General features: G+C 65.2%; 13 protein-coding genes. 4 read left to right on the top strand and 9 right to left on the bottom strand.

The annotated features are described in order from the left end of the window. Positions 1-3: 3 nt before the first annotated feature. The 7 genes from AB4Y79_RS17770 to dinB all read right to left on the bottom strand — a co-directional run bounded on the left by AB4Y79_RS17770 (position 4) and on the right by dinB (position 8,085). Positions 4-1,635 (bottom strand): UDP-N-acetylmuramoyl-L-alanyl-D-glutamate--2,6-diaminopimelate ligase, encoded by a 1,632-nt coding sequence (locus tag AB4Y79_RS17770; protein ID WP_441864592.1) that lies wholly within the window; start codon positions 1,633-1,635, stop codon positions 4-6. 96 nt (positions 1,636-1,731) lie between these two features. Continuing rightward, positions 1,732-3,537, bottom strand: coding sequence for a peptidoglycan D,D-transpeptidase FtsI family protein (locus AB4Y79_RS17765; protein ID WP_441864589.1), 1,806 nt, complete (start codon positions 3,535-3,537; stop codon positions 1,732-1,734). A 47-nt stretch (positions 3,538-3,584) separates the two neighbouring features. After that, a complete protein-coding gene (locus tag AB4Y79_RS17760) occupies positions 3,585-4,292 on the bottom strand; it encodes a hypothetical protein (protein WP_441864586.1) in 708 nt (235 codons plus the stop codon). Then, positions 4,289-5,281, bottom strand: coding sequence for a 16S rRNA (cytosine(1402)-N(4))-methyltransferase RsmH (gene rsmH / locus AB4Y79_RS17755; RefSeq protein ID WP_441864583.1), 993 nt, complete (start codon positions 5,279-5,281; stop codon positions 4,289-4,291). Before rsmH ends, AB4Y79_RS17760 begins: the two co-directional genes overlap by 4 nt. A 165-nt stretch (positions 5,282-5,446) precedes the next feature. Then, the gene (gene mraZ, locus AB4Y79_RS17750; RefSeq protein ID WP_018763545.1) at positions 5,447-5,875 is read right to left on the bottom strand and encodes a division/cell wall cluster transcriptional repressor MraZ; all 429 of its coding nucleotides are present in this window, start codon (positions 5,873-5,875) and stop codon (positions 5,447-5,449) included. A 354-nt stretch (positions 5,876-6,229) separates the two neighbouring features. Next, positions 6,230-6,601, bottom strand: a complete 372-nt coding sequence (locus AB4Y79_RS17745) for a DUF3040 domain-containing protein (RefSeq protein ID WP_441864579.1) — start codon at positions 6,599-6,601, stop codon at positions 6,230-6,232. A gap of 251 nt (positions 6,602-6,852) precedes the next feature. Further along, a complete protein-coding gene (dinB, locus tag AB4Y79_RS17740; protein ID WP_441864576.1) occupies positions 6,853-8,085 on the bottom strand; it encodes a DNA polymerase IV in 1,233 nt (410 codons plus the stop codon). Positions 8,086-8,190: 105 nt separating this feature from the next. On the opposite strand from dinB, the gene AB4Y79_RS17735 reads away from it, so the two are divergent. Next, complete coding sequence (locus AB4Y79_RS17735; protein ID WP_441864573.1) at positions 8,191-8,715, top strand: hypothetical protein; 525 nt, start codon at positions 8,191-8,193, stop codon at positions 8,713-8,715. Further along, positions 8,712-9,806 carry a polyprenyl synthetase family protein gene (locus tag AB4Y79_RS17730; RefSeq protein ID WP_441864570.1) on the top strand — a complete coding sequence of 365 codons (1,095 nt, stop codon included), beginning with the start codon at positions 8,712-8,714 and terminating at the stop codon, positions 9,804-9,806. The genes AB4Y79_RS17735 and AB4Y79_RS17730 overlap by 4 nt, the downstream gene beginning before the upstream one ends. 9 nt (positions 9,807-9,815) lie before the next feature. On the opposite strand, the gene AB4Y79_RS17725 is transcribed toward AB4Y79_RS17730, so the two are convergent. After that, complete coding sequence (locus AB4Y79_RS17725) at positions 9,816-10,169, bottom strand: Rv2175c family DNA-binding protein (protein WP_026265088.1); 354 nt, start codon at positions 10,167-10,169, stop codon at positions 9,816-9,818. 247 nt (positions 10,170-10,416) lie between these two features. Here AB4Y79_RS17725 and AB4Y79_RS17720 point away from each other — a divergent pair, with 247 nt between their 5' ends. Continuing rightward, complete coding sequence (locus AB4Y79_RS17720) at positions 10,417-11,823, top strand: LysM peptidoglycan-binding domain-containing protein (RefSeq protein WP_441864566.1); 1,407 nt, start codon at positions 10,417-10,419, stop codon at positions 11,821-11,823. Between the two features lie 108 nt (positions 11,824-11,931). Next, positions 11,932-14,022: a Stk1 family PASTA domain-containing Ser/Thr kinase gene (gene pknB, locus AB4Y79_RS17715; RefSeq protein WP_441864563.1), complete on the top strand. Its 2,091-nt coding sequence runs from the start codon at positions 11,932-11,934 to the stop codon at positions 14,020-14,022. Positions 14,023-14,059: 37 nt separating this feature from the next. On the opposite strand, the gene AB4Y79_RS17710 is transcribed toward pknB, so the two are convergent. Next, the gene (locus AB4Y79_RS17710; RefSeq protein ID WP_441864560.1) at positions 14,060-15,454 is read right to left on the bottom strand and encodes a class II 3-deoxy-7-phosphoheptulonate synthase; all 1,395 of its coding nucleotides are present in this window, start codon (positions 15,452-15,454) and stop codon (positions 14,060-14,062) included. Between the last annotated feature and the right edge of the window lie 64 nt (positions 15,455-15,518).

Below are 15,518 nucleotides of genomic sequence, written 5' to 3'. Positions count from 1 at the left end.
GGTCTAGGACTCTATCCGGTGGTCATGGAGAACGTTGAATCCCCTGGCTGTCAAGGCGCTGCGCAGTTCCACCCTGTCGTCCAGGGCGAGGTTGACGCCTTTTACCTCCTGCCAGACCTCGTGCCCACGGCCGGCGACAAGAATGGTGTCCTGCGGGCGGGCAAGTTCCGCGGCGCGGCGGATGGCCTCGGCCCGCGGGAAGACCTCCATCAGCTCGGCGTCGAGGGATTCCTTCTGCACGGCCTCCCGGGCCCCGGCGAGCACGTCCGCCCGGATAGCGGCGGCGTCTTCGTCGTGCGGGTCGTCGTCGGTGATGATTACGGTGTCCGCCAGGCGTGCGGCGATGGCGCCCATGGCCGGGCGTTTGCCCTGGTCCCGTTGGCCCGTGGCACCGAACACCACGATCAGCCGTGAGTCGGGTTCGGGCGAGCGGACCGCTTCCAGGGCCCGCGCCAGGGCATCGGTGTTGTGGGCAAAGTCCACGACGGCGGCCGGCCGGTCGGAAATCAGCTGCATTCGGCCGGGCACAGCCACCGTAAAGGGGTCGGCACGGTCCAGTGCATCCTGCAGGACGGCGGCGTCCACCCCTGAGGTGAGGACCATCAGGGCCGCGAGGGCGGCGTTGGCAACGTTGAAGCCGCCCGGCAGTCCGGTGTGGACGTTCAGGACTGCACCCGCCGGCCCCGTCAGCGTGAAGTCGGTCCCGAGCCCGCGCGGCGAGGAGGCCGTCACGGTCCAGTCAGCGGGCGTTCCGCCGCCGGTGCTGAGCGTGGTGACCGGCACCAGGGCCTTGCCTGCCAGCTGACGGCCCCACTCGTCGTCGACCGTCACCACGGCCTGGCGGGCGCGCCCCGGAGTGAAGAGCTCTGCCTTCGTGGCGAAGTAGCCGTCCATGCTGTGGTGAAGGTCCAGGTGGTCCTGGGTCAGGTTCGTGAATCCGGCGACGTCGAAAAGCAGCCCGTCCACCCGCTGGTAGGAAATGGCGTGGGAGGACACCTCCATGGCTGCGGCGTCGAGCCCCCGTTCATGCATCAGCGCCAGCAAACCGTGGACCTCCGGTGATTCCGGCGTGGTGAGGAGGCTGGGAATGGGTTCACCGCCGGCTTGGATTTCGATGGTGCCGATCAGGCCTGTCTGCCGCCCCAGGGCCCGCAGCAGCGAGGTGATGAAGTAGGTGGTGGTGGTTTTCCCGTTGGTTCCGGTAACCCCAAGAAGCTGCAGCGGACGGCCGGCCGGGGACTGGCTCCGGTAGATCAGGGCAGAGAGGGGCCCAACCTCGTTCCGTGGACTGTCCACAACCAGCACCGGGACGGACGTTTCCGCGGCGAGGGCAAGGAGCCGTGCGCCCGCATCATCCGTCAGCACAGCTGCCGCACCTGCTTCGATGGCATCCGTGACGAAGTCCGCGCCATGCCGGCTGGCCCCGGGCAGTGCCACGTACAGGTCGCCGGGCTCCACGGTGCGGGAGTTGATGGAGATGCCCGTCACCTCCACCTCGGCGGCCGGAGCGGGAACAGCTACTCCAATGGCGTTCCCGACGGCGGCCAGTGGGACAGCGTCTACGGCAGCCGGCCGGAAGCGGCCCGGACTTTCGTCCCGGGCAGCGTCGCCGCCGGGCGTGGTGAACTCTGACAAGGGGATCTCCGATGGTGCTAGTGCGTGCCCGCCATGGTTCGCGCCGGGCACTGTGATGCGCTGGATGCTGCTGGTATTTACAGCGTGGCGCAGCGGCTACTTCGCGTACTGGGGCAACCTGGCCGGCTCCCCGGTAGAAGGCTGGACGTTGTAGGTCCGCAGCGTCTGGCTCATGACGGACCGGAAGACCGGACCGTTGGTGATGCCGTAGATGCTGCCCTTCGGCCGCTGGAGCACCACCTCCACAATAAACCGCGGATCATCCATCGGCGCCATTCCAACGATGGAGGCGGTGTAGCCGCAGTAGCCTGATTTGCCGTCGTCACACGGCGATTCGGAGGTGCCTGTCTTGGCGCCGACCCTGTAGCCGTCGATGCCGGCGTCCTTGATTTCACCTTCGGTGACGGCGCTTTCCAGGATGTCCTTGACCTGTTGCGCCGTGCTGCCCGAAACCACCTGGCGTGACGGTTGCGCCGGGACTTTCTCTTCCGTGCCGTCTGCGGATATGTACGAGTCGATTAACCGGGGCTGCAGCATGACGCCATTGTTGGCGATGCTCTGGTAGGCGCGGACGGTCTGGAGGGTCGACTGGGAGACACCCTGTCCGAACAGGACGGTGTACTGCTGGCGTCCGTCCCACTGGTCGGAGGGCGAAAGGATGCCCGACGCCGTCGCCGGCAGCCCGATGTCAGGCGCCTCGCCGATGCCGAATTTCTTCAGCCAGTCGTAACGCTGTTCCTTGCTGAGCCGTTGGCCGGCCATCACGGTTCCGGTGTTCATGGAGTACCCGATGATGCCGGCAAGTGTCCGTTCCTCGGTCCCGTGGGTGAAGGCGTCACTGAAGGTCTGGCCGTCGACGGTGTAGGTGGGCGGAATCGTGAACTTGTCCAGCGGGCCGGCCAGGCCTTCATCGATGACTGCCGCGGCCGTGATCATCTTTTCCACGGATCCGGGCTCGTAGGCCGCGGTCACGGAGCGCGTGCCGCGGTCCTTCGCGGCCACCAGCCCCGGGTTGTTGGGGTCGGGGGCATTGGTGTCCGCCAGGGCAAGGAGGTCGCCGGTCTTTGCATCCATCACGATGATGACGCCCCATTCGGCGCTGAGCTTGTCAGTTTGGCTCTGGATGGCCTGCTGGGCGAAGTACTGGAGGTCCGAGTTGAGGGTGAGCTTGACGTCCTTGCCGTTTTGGGGCGGCGTCAGCTCGTCGAGGCCCACGGGGATGCGCAGCCCGTCCGCGCCGATCTCGAAGAGGCGCTTGCCGTCCGTGCCCTTCAGCTTGTCATCCTGCGTCTGTTCGATGCCGGCCTGGCCGGTGCTGCCGTCCTGGAGGAAGCCCACCACGCCTCCTGCCACTGCCCCATTGGGGTAGACACGCTTGCTGACGCCCTCGGCAACGATGCCGGGGACCTGGAGCTTGGAGATGCGGTCCTCGACGTCGGGCTTTACGTCCTTGGCCACGATGTAATAAGGCTGCTGGCCGGTCACGGCATCCCTGACAGCGCCGGAGTCCATCCCGAGCGCTGCGGCCAATTCTGAGATTGCCTGGTCGCGGCTGACGTCCACCAGCTTGTCGTGGCCATCGGCCTGCGGCTCATACCTCTTGTAGGAGTCGGTCTTGGTGTTGACGCGCTGGTCCACCACGATGTTGTAGCGGATCACGCTGTTGGCGAGTACGGTGCCGCGGGAGTCCAGGATGCTGCCGCGTTCCGCAGGCAGGATCGCCGAGGTCATCCGGCTGTTCAGTGCCGCTTCAGCCATGCCGCCGACGTCGAGCCCCTGGACCAGGAACAGCTTCCCGCCCACCACCAGCAGGAGCGTGAGCATGATGCCCAGCCCCAGGCGCAAGCGCTTCGTGGCGTTGGGTGCTTTGCTTTTTCCTGCTTTGCCGGTCGTTTGCGCCACCGTGATATTCCTTGCTGTTCGACCTGCTGCCTGTCTTGCCTGGCGACTTACTGTCCGGGGACCTTCTGCTGCGGCGCCGGGACGGAGCCGCCGTGCAATTCAGGTGCCGGAACTGCCGCCGCGGCTGCAGCCTTTGCGGCTGCCTGTGCCTGCGCGGCGGCCTGTGCCTGTGCTGCCGCCTGGGACGCCTCCGCCGCGGGGGCTGAGGACGTCCTGCCGGCATCCGACGGCGTCACTTTGTCCGCAGCCGCATCCTTTGCTGCCGGTGGCACGACGAGCTGGCCCGCCACGGCCGGCGACGGAATGACTGCGCCAGCCGGTGCACCCTTAACCGCAGGTGTCGCCTTTCCGGTCACGGACAGCGTGGACAGGTCGATTTGTCCTTTCACCGTTGACGCCACCATGCCCAGTTCCGTGGCCTTGGCGGCCAGGTTCTGGGGTGCCTCGAAGTTCTGCACCTGCTGGGTGAGATCCTGGTTGGCCTTGGTCAGGGTGCTCTGCTTGGCCCGAAGCTCAACGAGCTGGTACTGCGCCGTTGACACTGAGATGTTGAGGACGAGCACCGCAACCAGCGCGACGGCGAGCATGGCGAAACACAGCACGACGAAGGGGGCACGGCGCTTACGCGGAGCAGTGCGAACGACGGAGAGCGGCGTCCGTCCCTTGCGTCCTTCGTCAGGACGGCCCGCGGGCCTGCTGTCGGCCGCCGAGCTGCCGGAAACGACGGGAAAGTTCTTGACGGCGGCGGTGCTCATGCAGCTCTCCTGGCTCTGATTCGTTCTGCAGCACGAAGCCTGGCGGAGGCAGCGCGCGGGTTTTCGGCGATTTCGACGGCGGTGGGCACCTCAGTGCCTTTGGTCAGGGTTTTCAGTTCGGGCTTGTGCTCCTCCAGCTCCACCGGGAAGCCGAGGGGAGCCGAAGACTTGGACCGGGCCTGGAACACGCCCTTGACGATCTTGTCTTCCAGCGAGTGGTAGGACATGACCACGATGCGGCCGCCCAGAGCCAGAGCGTCGACGGCGGCCGGGACGGCCCGCTCCAAGACATCGAGTTCTTCGTTAACCTCGATCCTCAGGGCCTGGAAAGTCCGTTTGGCGGGATGTCCGCCGGACTTTGCGGCCGAGGCAGGGACAACCGAGCGGATTGTTTCCACGAGTTCGCCGGTGGTGGTTAACTCCTTGACCGCGCGGGCCGCGACGATCCGGTTGGCTATGCGTCCTGCGAACTTTTCCTCGCCCCATTTGCGGATGATCCGGACCAGGTCCGCTTCGCTGTAGGTGTTGACCACATCCGCTGCCGTTTGGCCCCGGCTGGTGTCCATCCGCATGTCCAAGGGTGCATCGAAGGAGTAGGCGAATCCGCGCTCACGCTCATCCAACTGCAGGGAAGAGACGCCGAGGTCCATGAGGATCCCATGCACTTCGGCTACACCGAGATCCGCCAGGACGTCCTCGATTTCGTCATACACGGCGTGGACGAGGTCGGTCCGTGCCGCAAAAGGCGCCAGCCGCTCCCCTGCGAGGGCCAGGGCTTCTTCATCGCGGTCGATCCCGATGAGGTGAAGGTCAGGAAAGCGCTGAAGCATTGCCTCTGAGTGGCCGCCCATGCCCAGGGTTGCGTCAACGGCTACGGGAGTCCGGCCCCGCAGTCTCGCAGCCTCAAATCCCGGGGCCAACAAATTGATGCACCGGTCCCGCAGGACCGGCACATGGCGTTCGGACGTAGGCTTCGGTTCATCGGTCATGCCTGGTCCTTTCCCGCCGTCATTGTCACCTGCTGCTTCTGGGACCAGATCCCCATCCGCGCCTACCGTCCTGCCCGCCTGGCTCAGGGGAAGTTGAGCCAGGTTGGCAGCCGATGGGCCGGCTGGAGATCTCGTCCAAGAAGCCACCCGCTGCCCGTTCCGGATTCAGAGAATGCCCGGAATGGGGTCGTCAGTTTCGGAGAAGGCGGTTTCCTTCTCCGCGAGGTATTCGTTCCAAGCCTGAGCGTCCCAGATCTCGGCGCGGGTACCGGCGCCGATGACGGCCAGTTCCCTTCCGAGTCCTGCATACTCCCGGAGCGCTGGTGGTATGGTCACGCGCCCCTGCTTGTCAGGTACCTCGTCCGAGGCTCCAGAGAGAAATACACGGATGTAGTCACGTGCTTGCTTGGAGGAGATTGGCGCCTCCCGCATCTGCTCGTGGACCCGTGCAAATTCCTTCTCGCTGAAGACGTAGATGCAACGTTCCTGGCCCCTTGTGAGCACCAGCCCGCTGGCAAGCTCCTCGCGGAACTTTGCGGGGAGAATGATCCGTCCCTTTTCATCCAGACGCGGCGAGTGAGTGCCCAGAAACACTGGCCCACCGCCTGTCCGCCGTCAGGAACTGCACATCCCCTATGTTGCAACCACCCTCTTATGTCCTCCACATTACTCCACTTTCCACCACAGTCAACGCAAAACGGCCGTTCAGGCCCTCCATTTATGGGATAGGACCCTTTAATTGGCGCGGAAAATGACCTGGGGGTGGAAAGTGGAGGACTTTTACTAAAGTCCGGCTCCCACAGGACCGTGAATCCGGGGCACTCGCCGCTTAAACAGGAATAAGGCCCGGTCAAACAGGAAAAGGCCCGCCGAAGCGGGCCTTTAGGTGCGTTCCCCTGCCTTCAGGGGAGCGAAATGGAGAAGTGGGTGGCTTGCCGGAGAGGCCGTTCAGGACTCTCCCCGGCGCCGCTCGTCCCAACGTTCCTCGAGGCTGCTCATGAAGGAACTCCGGGGCTTGCCGGCCTTGCCGGCGCCGGCCTTGGAACCAGGCCTGCCGCGTGAACTGCGCATGGTGGCGAAATAGACTCCGCCGCCCATTACCACAAAGCCCAGGACGCCGACGAAGATGTTCTGGAGGGTAACGCCAACCAGCAAGAGGAAGACGCCGGCAAGCGCGCACAGGACTCCGATGACCACGTGCCTCGTGGACCATGAACGACCGGGGTCCGAACCCATTGAGTTCGCAAACTTCGGATCGTCCTCGTGAAGCTGCTTCTCAAGCTGCTCAAGCAGCTTCTGTTCGTGCTCCGACAGCGGCATCACGACCTCCTTTTGTAGGCCAACGTCCGGGCTGATCCCAGCCACTACTTCTGACCCCTAGAACGTCTGCTGCAGCTGGAAAGTTCCCACCCGGCCGGCGGCGGCCAAGACGGGAACCTTACATGCAGTCGCGGGGGCGGGAGCATGTCCAAGAGGGTCCGGCAGTAAGTCCATTCACTCGAAAACTATGTATATCTAAGGATAGATTGTTGAGGCCTGATCTGAAAGACGGCAATGACTTCGGCGGAGCTTCAGGCCGGCCCTTGTGTCCTCTCGCCGGACGGGCTGTCCGGCTCCATCAGGCGCGCAGGCAGTACGGACTTGCTGCCGAACCTGCGCGTTACTTCGTCCAGTGCCTGCTCGGCAGCCCGCCAGTTCTCATCCCTGCGGTCAATACTCAGCTGAAGCGAGGTCCGGGCCGCTTCCTCGAGCTGTTCAGCCCGGACCCCCACGAGCCGCACGGTCATGGCCCTGGTTCCGAGGGACTCCAAAAGCTGGAGTGCAACCGCATAGATCAGCTGGGCGCTGTCCACCGGAGTCTGGACCGTCCTGCTGCGGGTGATGGTTGAGAAGTCTGCGAAGCGGAGCTTCAGGGCCACGGTCCGCGCCACCATTCCTGAGCTGCGAAGCCGCGTCGCGGTTCGGTGGGACAGCCGCAGCAGTTCCCGCCGCAGGAGCGCGTCGTCGGCTGTATCCACGGCAAACGTCTCTTCCGCTCCAATGCTCTTTTCGAGCCGTACCGGGGTTACGGGACGGGGGTCAATGCCCCAGGCGAGCTGGTGCACGTGTTCTCCGGAGGCACCAAGGACCTTCTTCAACGAAGACACCGGGGTAGCCGCGACGTCTGCCACGGTCCTGATTCCCATATTCGCCAGGGTCTCACCCGTCTTGGCGCCGACGCCCCAAAGCGCGCCAACCGGGAGGCTGTGGAGGTATGGAACGGTTTCGTCAGGCCCAATCATCAGGAGCCCGTCAGGCTTGCACCGGGTGGAGGCAATCTTGGCCACGAATTTGGTTTCCGCAATCCCCACCGAGGCGGTAATGCCCAGTTCCGCAGCCACCCTCCGCCGGATGAGTTCCCCTATCCCCCTGGGCGGGCCCAGGCGCCGCAGCGCGCCGGTGACGTCAAGGAAAGCCTCGTCAACACTCAGCGGCTCCACGAGCCCGGTGATCGATTCGAAAATCGCCATCAGCTCTCCGGACACCTCGTAGTAGAGCTTGTGCCGGGGTTCAATCACGACGGCTTGCGGGCACATCCGCGTCGCCACGGCCATGGGCATCGCGGACTTGACGCCAAAAGCCCGCGCTTCATAGGACCCTGACAGGACCACCGAACGCTCACCCGGGAACCCGACAATAACGGGCTTGCCGCGAAGTTCAGGACGTGTCCGGAGCTCCACCGAGACGAAGAAGGCATCCATGTCCACGTGCATGATGCACGTACGCCGGCGGCCCGGGAGGCGGGCGGCGGCTGGCTGGTTCATACCTGCGGGCCCCACGGCTGCAATCCTATCGGTTTGTAATGACCCTTCCGGAGGCTGGCTAAACTGGAGGCTGATTCCGCCAACAACACCAGGAGGAAAGTCTCTGTGACGGCTATTGGAAACTTCAAGCCAGCTGGCCTTGCCGCGCTTGCCGCCATTGGGATGCTTGCCCTTGCTGCATGCAGCCAGGCGCCATCAGGTCAGGCACAGCCTTCCCAGGCCGCTTCCACTGCCGCCACGCAGTCCACTCTCACGGCCTCGTCCAGCCCATCGGCATCCCCCAACACATCGGCCACGGTCGGCGCCGTCGTGGAAGGGTTTCCGCGGCAGCTTCTTCCCCTGATGACCGGGGCCACTGTGGTGTCCAGCAGTTTTGACAAAGCGTCCACCCCGGCAACGGCCGCGCTCGTGGGGACAGTGTCGGCACCGACCAGCGCCGTCATCGACTTCTATACCAAAGCCCTCGAAGGCCAGGGGTTCAAGGCGGTGCCGGGCGATACCGTCGGTGGTGTTGCTTCCAAGGACTTCGTCCGCGGCGACAATGAAACCGTGAACCTCTCGGTAGTGGAGGCCTCCGGCGTCTCCACGTTCACCATCGGTGCGAACGTCGCAGCTGAGTCGGCCAAGTGACTGCCGCGGAGCAACTGAGGAATGAGCAGGCGGACTTCGTGGCGGGCGTTGCCGGCGAGCTGACCGGCTTCCTGACCGAGCGCCAGTCCATCATGTCGGGCATCTCGCCTGACATCGAGCCCATCATGGGCTCCATCTCCAACTTGGTCACCGGCGGCAAACGCCTCCGCGCACTCATGTGCTACTGGGGCTGGCGCGGCGCGGGCGGCGAAGCCGGAGCCGGCCAGGTTGTGACGGCCGGCGCGGCACTTGAGCTGTTCCAGGCGGCGGCCCTGATCCACGACGACATAATCGACCGTTCCGACACCCGGCGGGGCGGTCCCAGTGTGCACCGGCGCTTCAGCCAGCTGCACACCGCACAGGGCTGGGCGCTGGACAGCGAACGGTTTGGCCAGGCAGCAGCCATTCTTGCCGGCGACCTTTGCCTGTCGTTCAGCGAGGAAGCGTTCACCGACATTGGAGAGCGGGCAGCCTCCGGCAGCAGGGCAAGGCTGATCTTCAACCTCATGCGCGCCGAGGTTATGGCCGGACAGTACCTGGACATCCTGGAAGAAGTCGCGGGTCCGGTCCGCGACCGTGCCGGCGCTGTCGGCAGGGCCCAGTCGATCATCCGTTTTAAGAGCGCCAAGTACTCCACCGAGCATCCGCTTGCGCTTGGCGGAGCCCTTGCTGGGGCCTCCAACGAGCTGCTCCGCGGCTACTCGGCCTTCGCCCTGCCGCTCGGCGAAGCGTTCCAGCTCCGCGACGACGTGCTGGGCGTTTTCGGCGATCCGCTGACCACGGGCAAGCCGGCGGGCGACGATCTGAGGGAGGGAAAGCGCACCGTACTGGTGGCGTTGGCCTTGGACCAGGCATCCCCGGCCGAATCGGCGTTCATTGACGCCAGCCTCGGCAGCCCCGACCTTTCGGAGGCGGACATCCTGGAAATCAGGCGGATCATCGAAGACTCCGGGGCGTTGCAGGCCACGGAAGTGCTGATCGGGGAATTCGGTGCAGCGGCATTTGATGCCCTTGATGAGCTCCCATTGGAGGACCTGCCCAAGACAGCACTGCGGAGGCTGGCTGAAGCAACCGTCAGCCGAGCCTCCTAGAGCGGGACATTACCAAGCGAGGGTTTGGGCCCTGCGCCTGATTTCTGTCTTGCGGCCTTCCCGCAATGCATCGATCGGGCGGCCGCGCAGTGATTCGTCGGCGGTAAAGAGCCACACAATGAGGTCTTCATCCGAGTATCCTGCGTCGGAGAGGACCACAATGGTGCCTTTTAAGCTGTCCACTACCTGGCCGTCCTGGATGAATTCAGCGGGAACTGAACGAATCTTCCGCTCGCCAACGCGCACTGCGGCCAAGGCATGGTCGTCAATGAGGCCATGGACCTTGGTAACTGAAACATCCAACAAACGGGCGACGTCGGGCAGCGGCAACCACTCGCCCACCAGGTTTTCTACATTACTCACGGACCAAGGTTGCCACGCTGCGCACCCCGTCGCCTAGTCGGGGCAATTCATTTGCCTGCCCATCCGGAGACACTCCACGAAAGTGGCCATTCCAGGCATTCCCCAGCTGTTGTGCTAATTGCAAATTCGTGAGAGATTCACTTTCATCACATTTGTAACACAAATAACTTAAGTCACAGTAGTATCAAGATTGACAGCGGCATCCCCGCCCGCGTCCGCACCCGCAGTTGAGAAGAGGATTCTTTCCATGTCGATGTCCCGCTCGCCCAAGCAGCCCCCCAAGCCGAGCCTGCCGATGATTGCCGCCACCACCGCGGCACTCCCAGCCGTCGTCCTGTCATCCTTGGCCCTTGCCCAGCCCGCAGCGGCAGCGCAGCCTGCACGGACCATTCCCAGCAGCCTGGCCGCAGCAATGAAGGCCCAGGCAGCTGCGCAGGCCACCGGCACGGTCATCCCCGCCTCTTCCGTCTCCACCACCGTTCCGTCGACCCTCCAGCCTGCACAGCCGGCGCCTCCCGCGGAATACACCATCGTCCGGGGCGATACCGTGAGCGCGATCGCCGGCCGCTTCGGACTGGACACAGGGGAAATCCTCAAGCTCAACAACCTCCAGCCGAACACCATCATTTACCCTGGCCAGAAGATCAAGCTCTCCGGCTCAGCGGCACCGGCAGCCCCGGCCCCGGCGCCCGCAGCACAGGCCCCTTCGGCACCGGCCGCCCCGGGCGGGGCAACGTACACGGTGAAGCCCGGGGACACCCTCGGTGCCATTGCCGCCAGGCACAGCGTGGGCCTCTCGGACGTCTTCGCTTGGAACAACCTCTCGATGCGCTCCATCATCTACCCCGGACAGAAGATCAAGGTCAGCGCCGGAGACGCCACGCCCGCCCCTGCCGCGCCGGCAGCGGCAGCTCCGGCCCCGTCCGCTCCTGCACCTGCCTTGGCCGTCACATCCGCCCCGGCCACCGGCTCATACACCATCAAAGCCGGTGACACGCTCTCGGCCATCGCATCCCGGCACGGCGTAAAGTTGTCGGACCTGCTCTCGGCGAACCAGCTGGGCATGACCACGGTCATCTACCCCGGCAGCAAACTGCTGATCCCCGGCGGCTCCGGACAGGCGAACCCGCAGCCTGCCCCCGCAGCCCCGCAGCCGGCGGCCGCACCCCTGGTTCCCAGCACCTTCCTCGGCTTCAGCTACCCGGCGGCGGTAGTGAGCTCGGCGAACGACAACAAGGCCCTCCTCAACGCATCCCCCGTCCCCTCGAGGGATGAAATGAAGAACATCGTGGCTGATACCGCCCGCCGGATGGGCGTGGATACGTCCCTTGCCCTGGCCTTTGCGTACCAGGAGTCAGGCTTCAACCAGCGGGCCGTATCACCGGCAAACGCGATCGGGACCATGCAGGTCATTCCCAGCTCAGGGCAGTGGGCATCCGACCTGGTGGGACGCAAGCTGAACCTGCTCGACCCCTACGACAACGCGACGGCAGGCATCGCCATCCTCCGCCAGCTGCTGGCCACCAGCAAGGACCAGGATACGGCTATCGCCGGCTACTACCAGGGCCAGTACTCGGTAAGCAAGTACGGAATGTACGACGACACCAAGGCCTACGTTGCCGCCATCAAGGCGAACCAGAAGAACTACAGCTGAGCCCCTGGGCACCACCGGCTCCGGATGAAACACCGCGGGTCCGAACCGTTACCGGTTCGGACCCGTTTCCGTTTCGGATGCCTTTTGCCGCGGGATTAGGATCGTAAGGTGCAGGAACACGTGACAGACCCCCTTGCAGGGACACTGGTGGACAACCGCTATGCAGTGGCCTCCAGGCTCGCCCGCGGCGGAATGTCCACTGTCTACCTCGCTGTCGACCAAAGGCTGGACCGCGAAGTGGCGCTCAAGGTGCTCCACCCGCACCTCGCTGCCGACGAAAACTTCCTGGGCAGGCTGGGCCGCGAAGCAAAGGCCGCCGCCCGCCTCTCCCACCCGCACGTGGTGGGTGTACTGGACCAGGGCAACGACGGCAATACTGCCTACCTCGTCATGGAGTACATCAAGGGCCACACGCTCAGGGACGTTCTCAGGGAGCGGGGCGCCCTGCCGCCGCGGCTGGCACTGGCACTGATCGATCCCGTGGTGGAGGGGCTGGGAGCCGCGCACGCAGCGGGCTTTATCCACCGGGACGTCAAGCCGGAGAATGTCCTGATCGCCGATGACGGCAGGATCAAGATTGGCGATTTCGGCCTGGCCCGTGCCGTCACCAGTTCCACCAGTACCGGTGCGCTGATCGGCACCGTTGCCTATATCTCCCCCGAACTGGTCCTGGGCCAACCGGCGGACGAGCGCAGCGATGTCTACTCCGTGGGCATCATGCTGTACGAAATGCTGACGGGCCGGCAACCCTTCGAGGGCGACGTGCCCATCCAGGTCGCCTACCAGCATGTCAACGGAACGGTCGGGCCGCCGTCAGCCCTGGTGCCCGGCCTCGCAGCGGAAGTGGATGAGCTGGTGCAGTGGTGCACCGCCAATGATCCCGAAAACCGGCCGGTCGACGGCAATGCCCTGCTCCAGGAGCTGCGCCACATCCGGACCAACCTGACGGATGCCGAACTTGACCTGCAGCCCCCCGCAGCTGCCGCCGCGACTGCCCAGCACCAGACCGAGGTTCTGGCCCGCGCCAGCAATCCAACGACGCTTATGCCCCCCGCACGGCCGGCCGCGCCCGGCTATCCTCCCGGACGGCAGACACTGCCGCAGGAGCGCACAGCCGCCGGGCCTGCGGCGGAAGCCCTGATGTCCCACTGGCGGGCGGACCTCGCACTGCCCGACGACGATGCGGAGGACGCCTGGGCTCCCCCACCGCCCCGGCTCAGCAAGCGGGCGCAGCGCCGAGCGGACCGGGAAGACGAAAAAGTCCGCGCGCGGGCGGCCGCCACTCCCGCGCGCACGCTCCGGGAAGGCAATCCGCGCCGTCGGGGCATCCTGTGGATTGTTGTCCTTATTGTTGCCGCCCTGCTGGCTACCGGCGCCGGATGGTTTTTCGGCATGGGTCCGGGCGCTGCGGCAGCGGTGCCGGCCGTGGCCAACAAGACGGTGGCGCAGGCCCAGCAAGTGCTCAACGGGGTGGGTTTCCATTCCACTACCAGCGATGTCTTTGATGACCAGGTGCCCAACGGGCTGGTGGTGGGCAGCGAGCCCTCCGCCGGAACCGAGATCCGCAAATTCCAGCCCGTCTCACTGTTGGTCTCGAAGGGCCCGCAGCTCTTTCCCCTGCCGAAACTCACCGGCGGAAGCCTGACGGACGCGAAGAACGCACTCAACGCGGCTGAAATGGCGTTGGGCCCGGTCAGCGAACAATTCGACGACCAGGCCGCAGCCGGCACGGTGTTATCGCAAAATCCTGCTGCCGGCACGCCCGCCCGGCACGGCACACCCGTGGAGATGGTGGTTTCAAAGGGACCGCAGCCGATCCCCGTTCCCTCCGTGGTGGGGAAGGCCAAGGACGATGCCGTAGCCGCGATCAAAGCCGCGGGACTCACTGCAGACACATCACCGGATGCGGTGTTTGACAAGTCCGTTCCCGAGGGCGCCGTAGTCAGCCAGTCTCCGGCCACCGGGACGCTGACCCGCGGCGGCACGGTCAGCTTGACCATTTCCAAGGGACCAAAGATGGTGGATGTCCCCAGCTTCATCGGCAAGCAGGCAACAGAAGCACGGAAGGCCCTGGAGGCGCTGGGCTTCCAGGTCCGGGTCAACAACATCCTTGGCGGCTTCTTCGGCACCGTCCGGGACCAGGAACCGGTGAACCGGAAGGTGCCCGAGGGTTCCGTCATCACCATTACGGTGGTGTAGGTGTTGGCAGGCCGGCCGCGCCGGCCCGCCAACTGACCTAGTTCTTGGCGAGGGCGCCTGCTACGAGGAAGGCCATCTCCAGCGACTGCATGTGGTTCAGGCGGGGATCGCACACCGACTCGTAGCGGTCCAGGAAGGCGTCCTGGTCGATCGGGTCCGCGCCGCCGAGGCACTCGGCCACGTCGTCGCCGGTCATCTCCACGTGCAGCCCGCCAGGGACCGTGCCCAGCCCGTGGTGTACTTCGAAGAAGCCGCGCACTTCGTCGATGACGTCGTCGAAATTGCGCGTCTTGTAGCCGTTGGGCGACGTGACGGTGTTGCCGTGCATGGGGTCGGTGACCCACAGCACCTGGGCGCCGGAAGCGGTGACCTTCTCGACGACGGCAGGCAGCTTCTCGCGGATGTTGCCGGCGCCCATGCGGGTAATGAAGGTCAGGCGCCCTGGCTCGCGGTCAGGGTCCAGCTTGTCGATCAGGCGCAGTGCATCATCACCGGTGGTGGACGGGCCGAGCTTGACCCCGATGGGGTTGCGGACCCGCGAGAGGAAGTCGACGTGTGCGTGGTCCAGTTCCCGGGTGCGCTCCCCGATCCACAGGAAGTGGGCCGAGGTGTCATACGGGAAGCCGGTGCGGGAGTCGATACGCGTCAGGGCGCGCTCGTAGTCCAGCAGCAGTGCCTCGTGGCTGGCGAAGAACTCCACGCGCTTGAGGGCTTCGAAGTCGGCGCCGCAGGAGTCCATGAACTTGATGGCGCGGTCGATGTCCCGGGCCAGCGACTCGTAGCGGGCGTGGGCCGGGTTTTCGGTGAACCCCTTGTTCCACTGGTGTACCGAACGGAGGTCGGCGAAGCCACCCTGTGTGAAGGCCCGGATGAGGTTCAGGGTGGAAGCGGAGGTGTGGTAGGCGCGGAGCATCCTGGCGGCGTCATGGCCGCGGGACTCCGGCGTGAAATCGTAACCGTTGACGATGTCGCCACGGTAGGCAGGCAAGGTGACGCCGTCGCGGGTTTCGTCGTTTGAGGAACGGGGCTTGGCGAACTGGCCCGCCATCCGGCCCATCTTGATGACCGGCATCGCCGCCCCGTACGTGAGCACCACTGCCATCTGGAGAATGGTCTTGACGCGGGCACTGATCCTGTCCGCCGTGGCGGCCTCGAACGTTTCGGCGCAGTCGCCGCCCTGCAGCAGGAAGGCCTTGCCCTGGGCGGCAGCGGCGAGCCGCTCGCGCAGCACGTCCACTTCACCGGCGAACACCAGTGGCGGAAGGACGGAAAGTTCCTTTACCGAGGCCTCGAAAACGCCGCGGTCCTGCCAGCTGGGCTGCTGCGAGATGGGAAGGTCCCGCCAGTTGTCGAGTCCGGGATAGTTGGCCGCCCCGCTCTGGGCGGTACTGGACAGCGAAAAGGCAGGTTTTGCAGATAGCTCAGTCACCATCTAAGACTAGCGGCAGGGCGGGACCGGCGGGGCACAGCCCCGTCACTCAGCCCGGCCCCGGCGT

This window comes from Pseudarthrobacter sp. YAF2 (genome assembly GCF_052113345.1).
Classification (GTDB): Bacteria; Actinomycetota; Actinomycetes; order Actinomycetales; family Micrococcaceae; genus Arthrobacter.
Note: the sequence above shows the minus strand (reverse complement) of the source record. Positions and strands in the feature narration are given on the sequence as shown.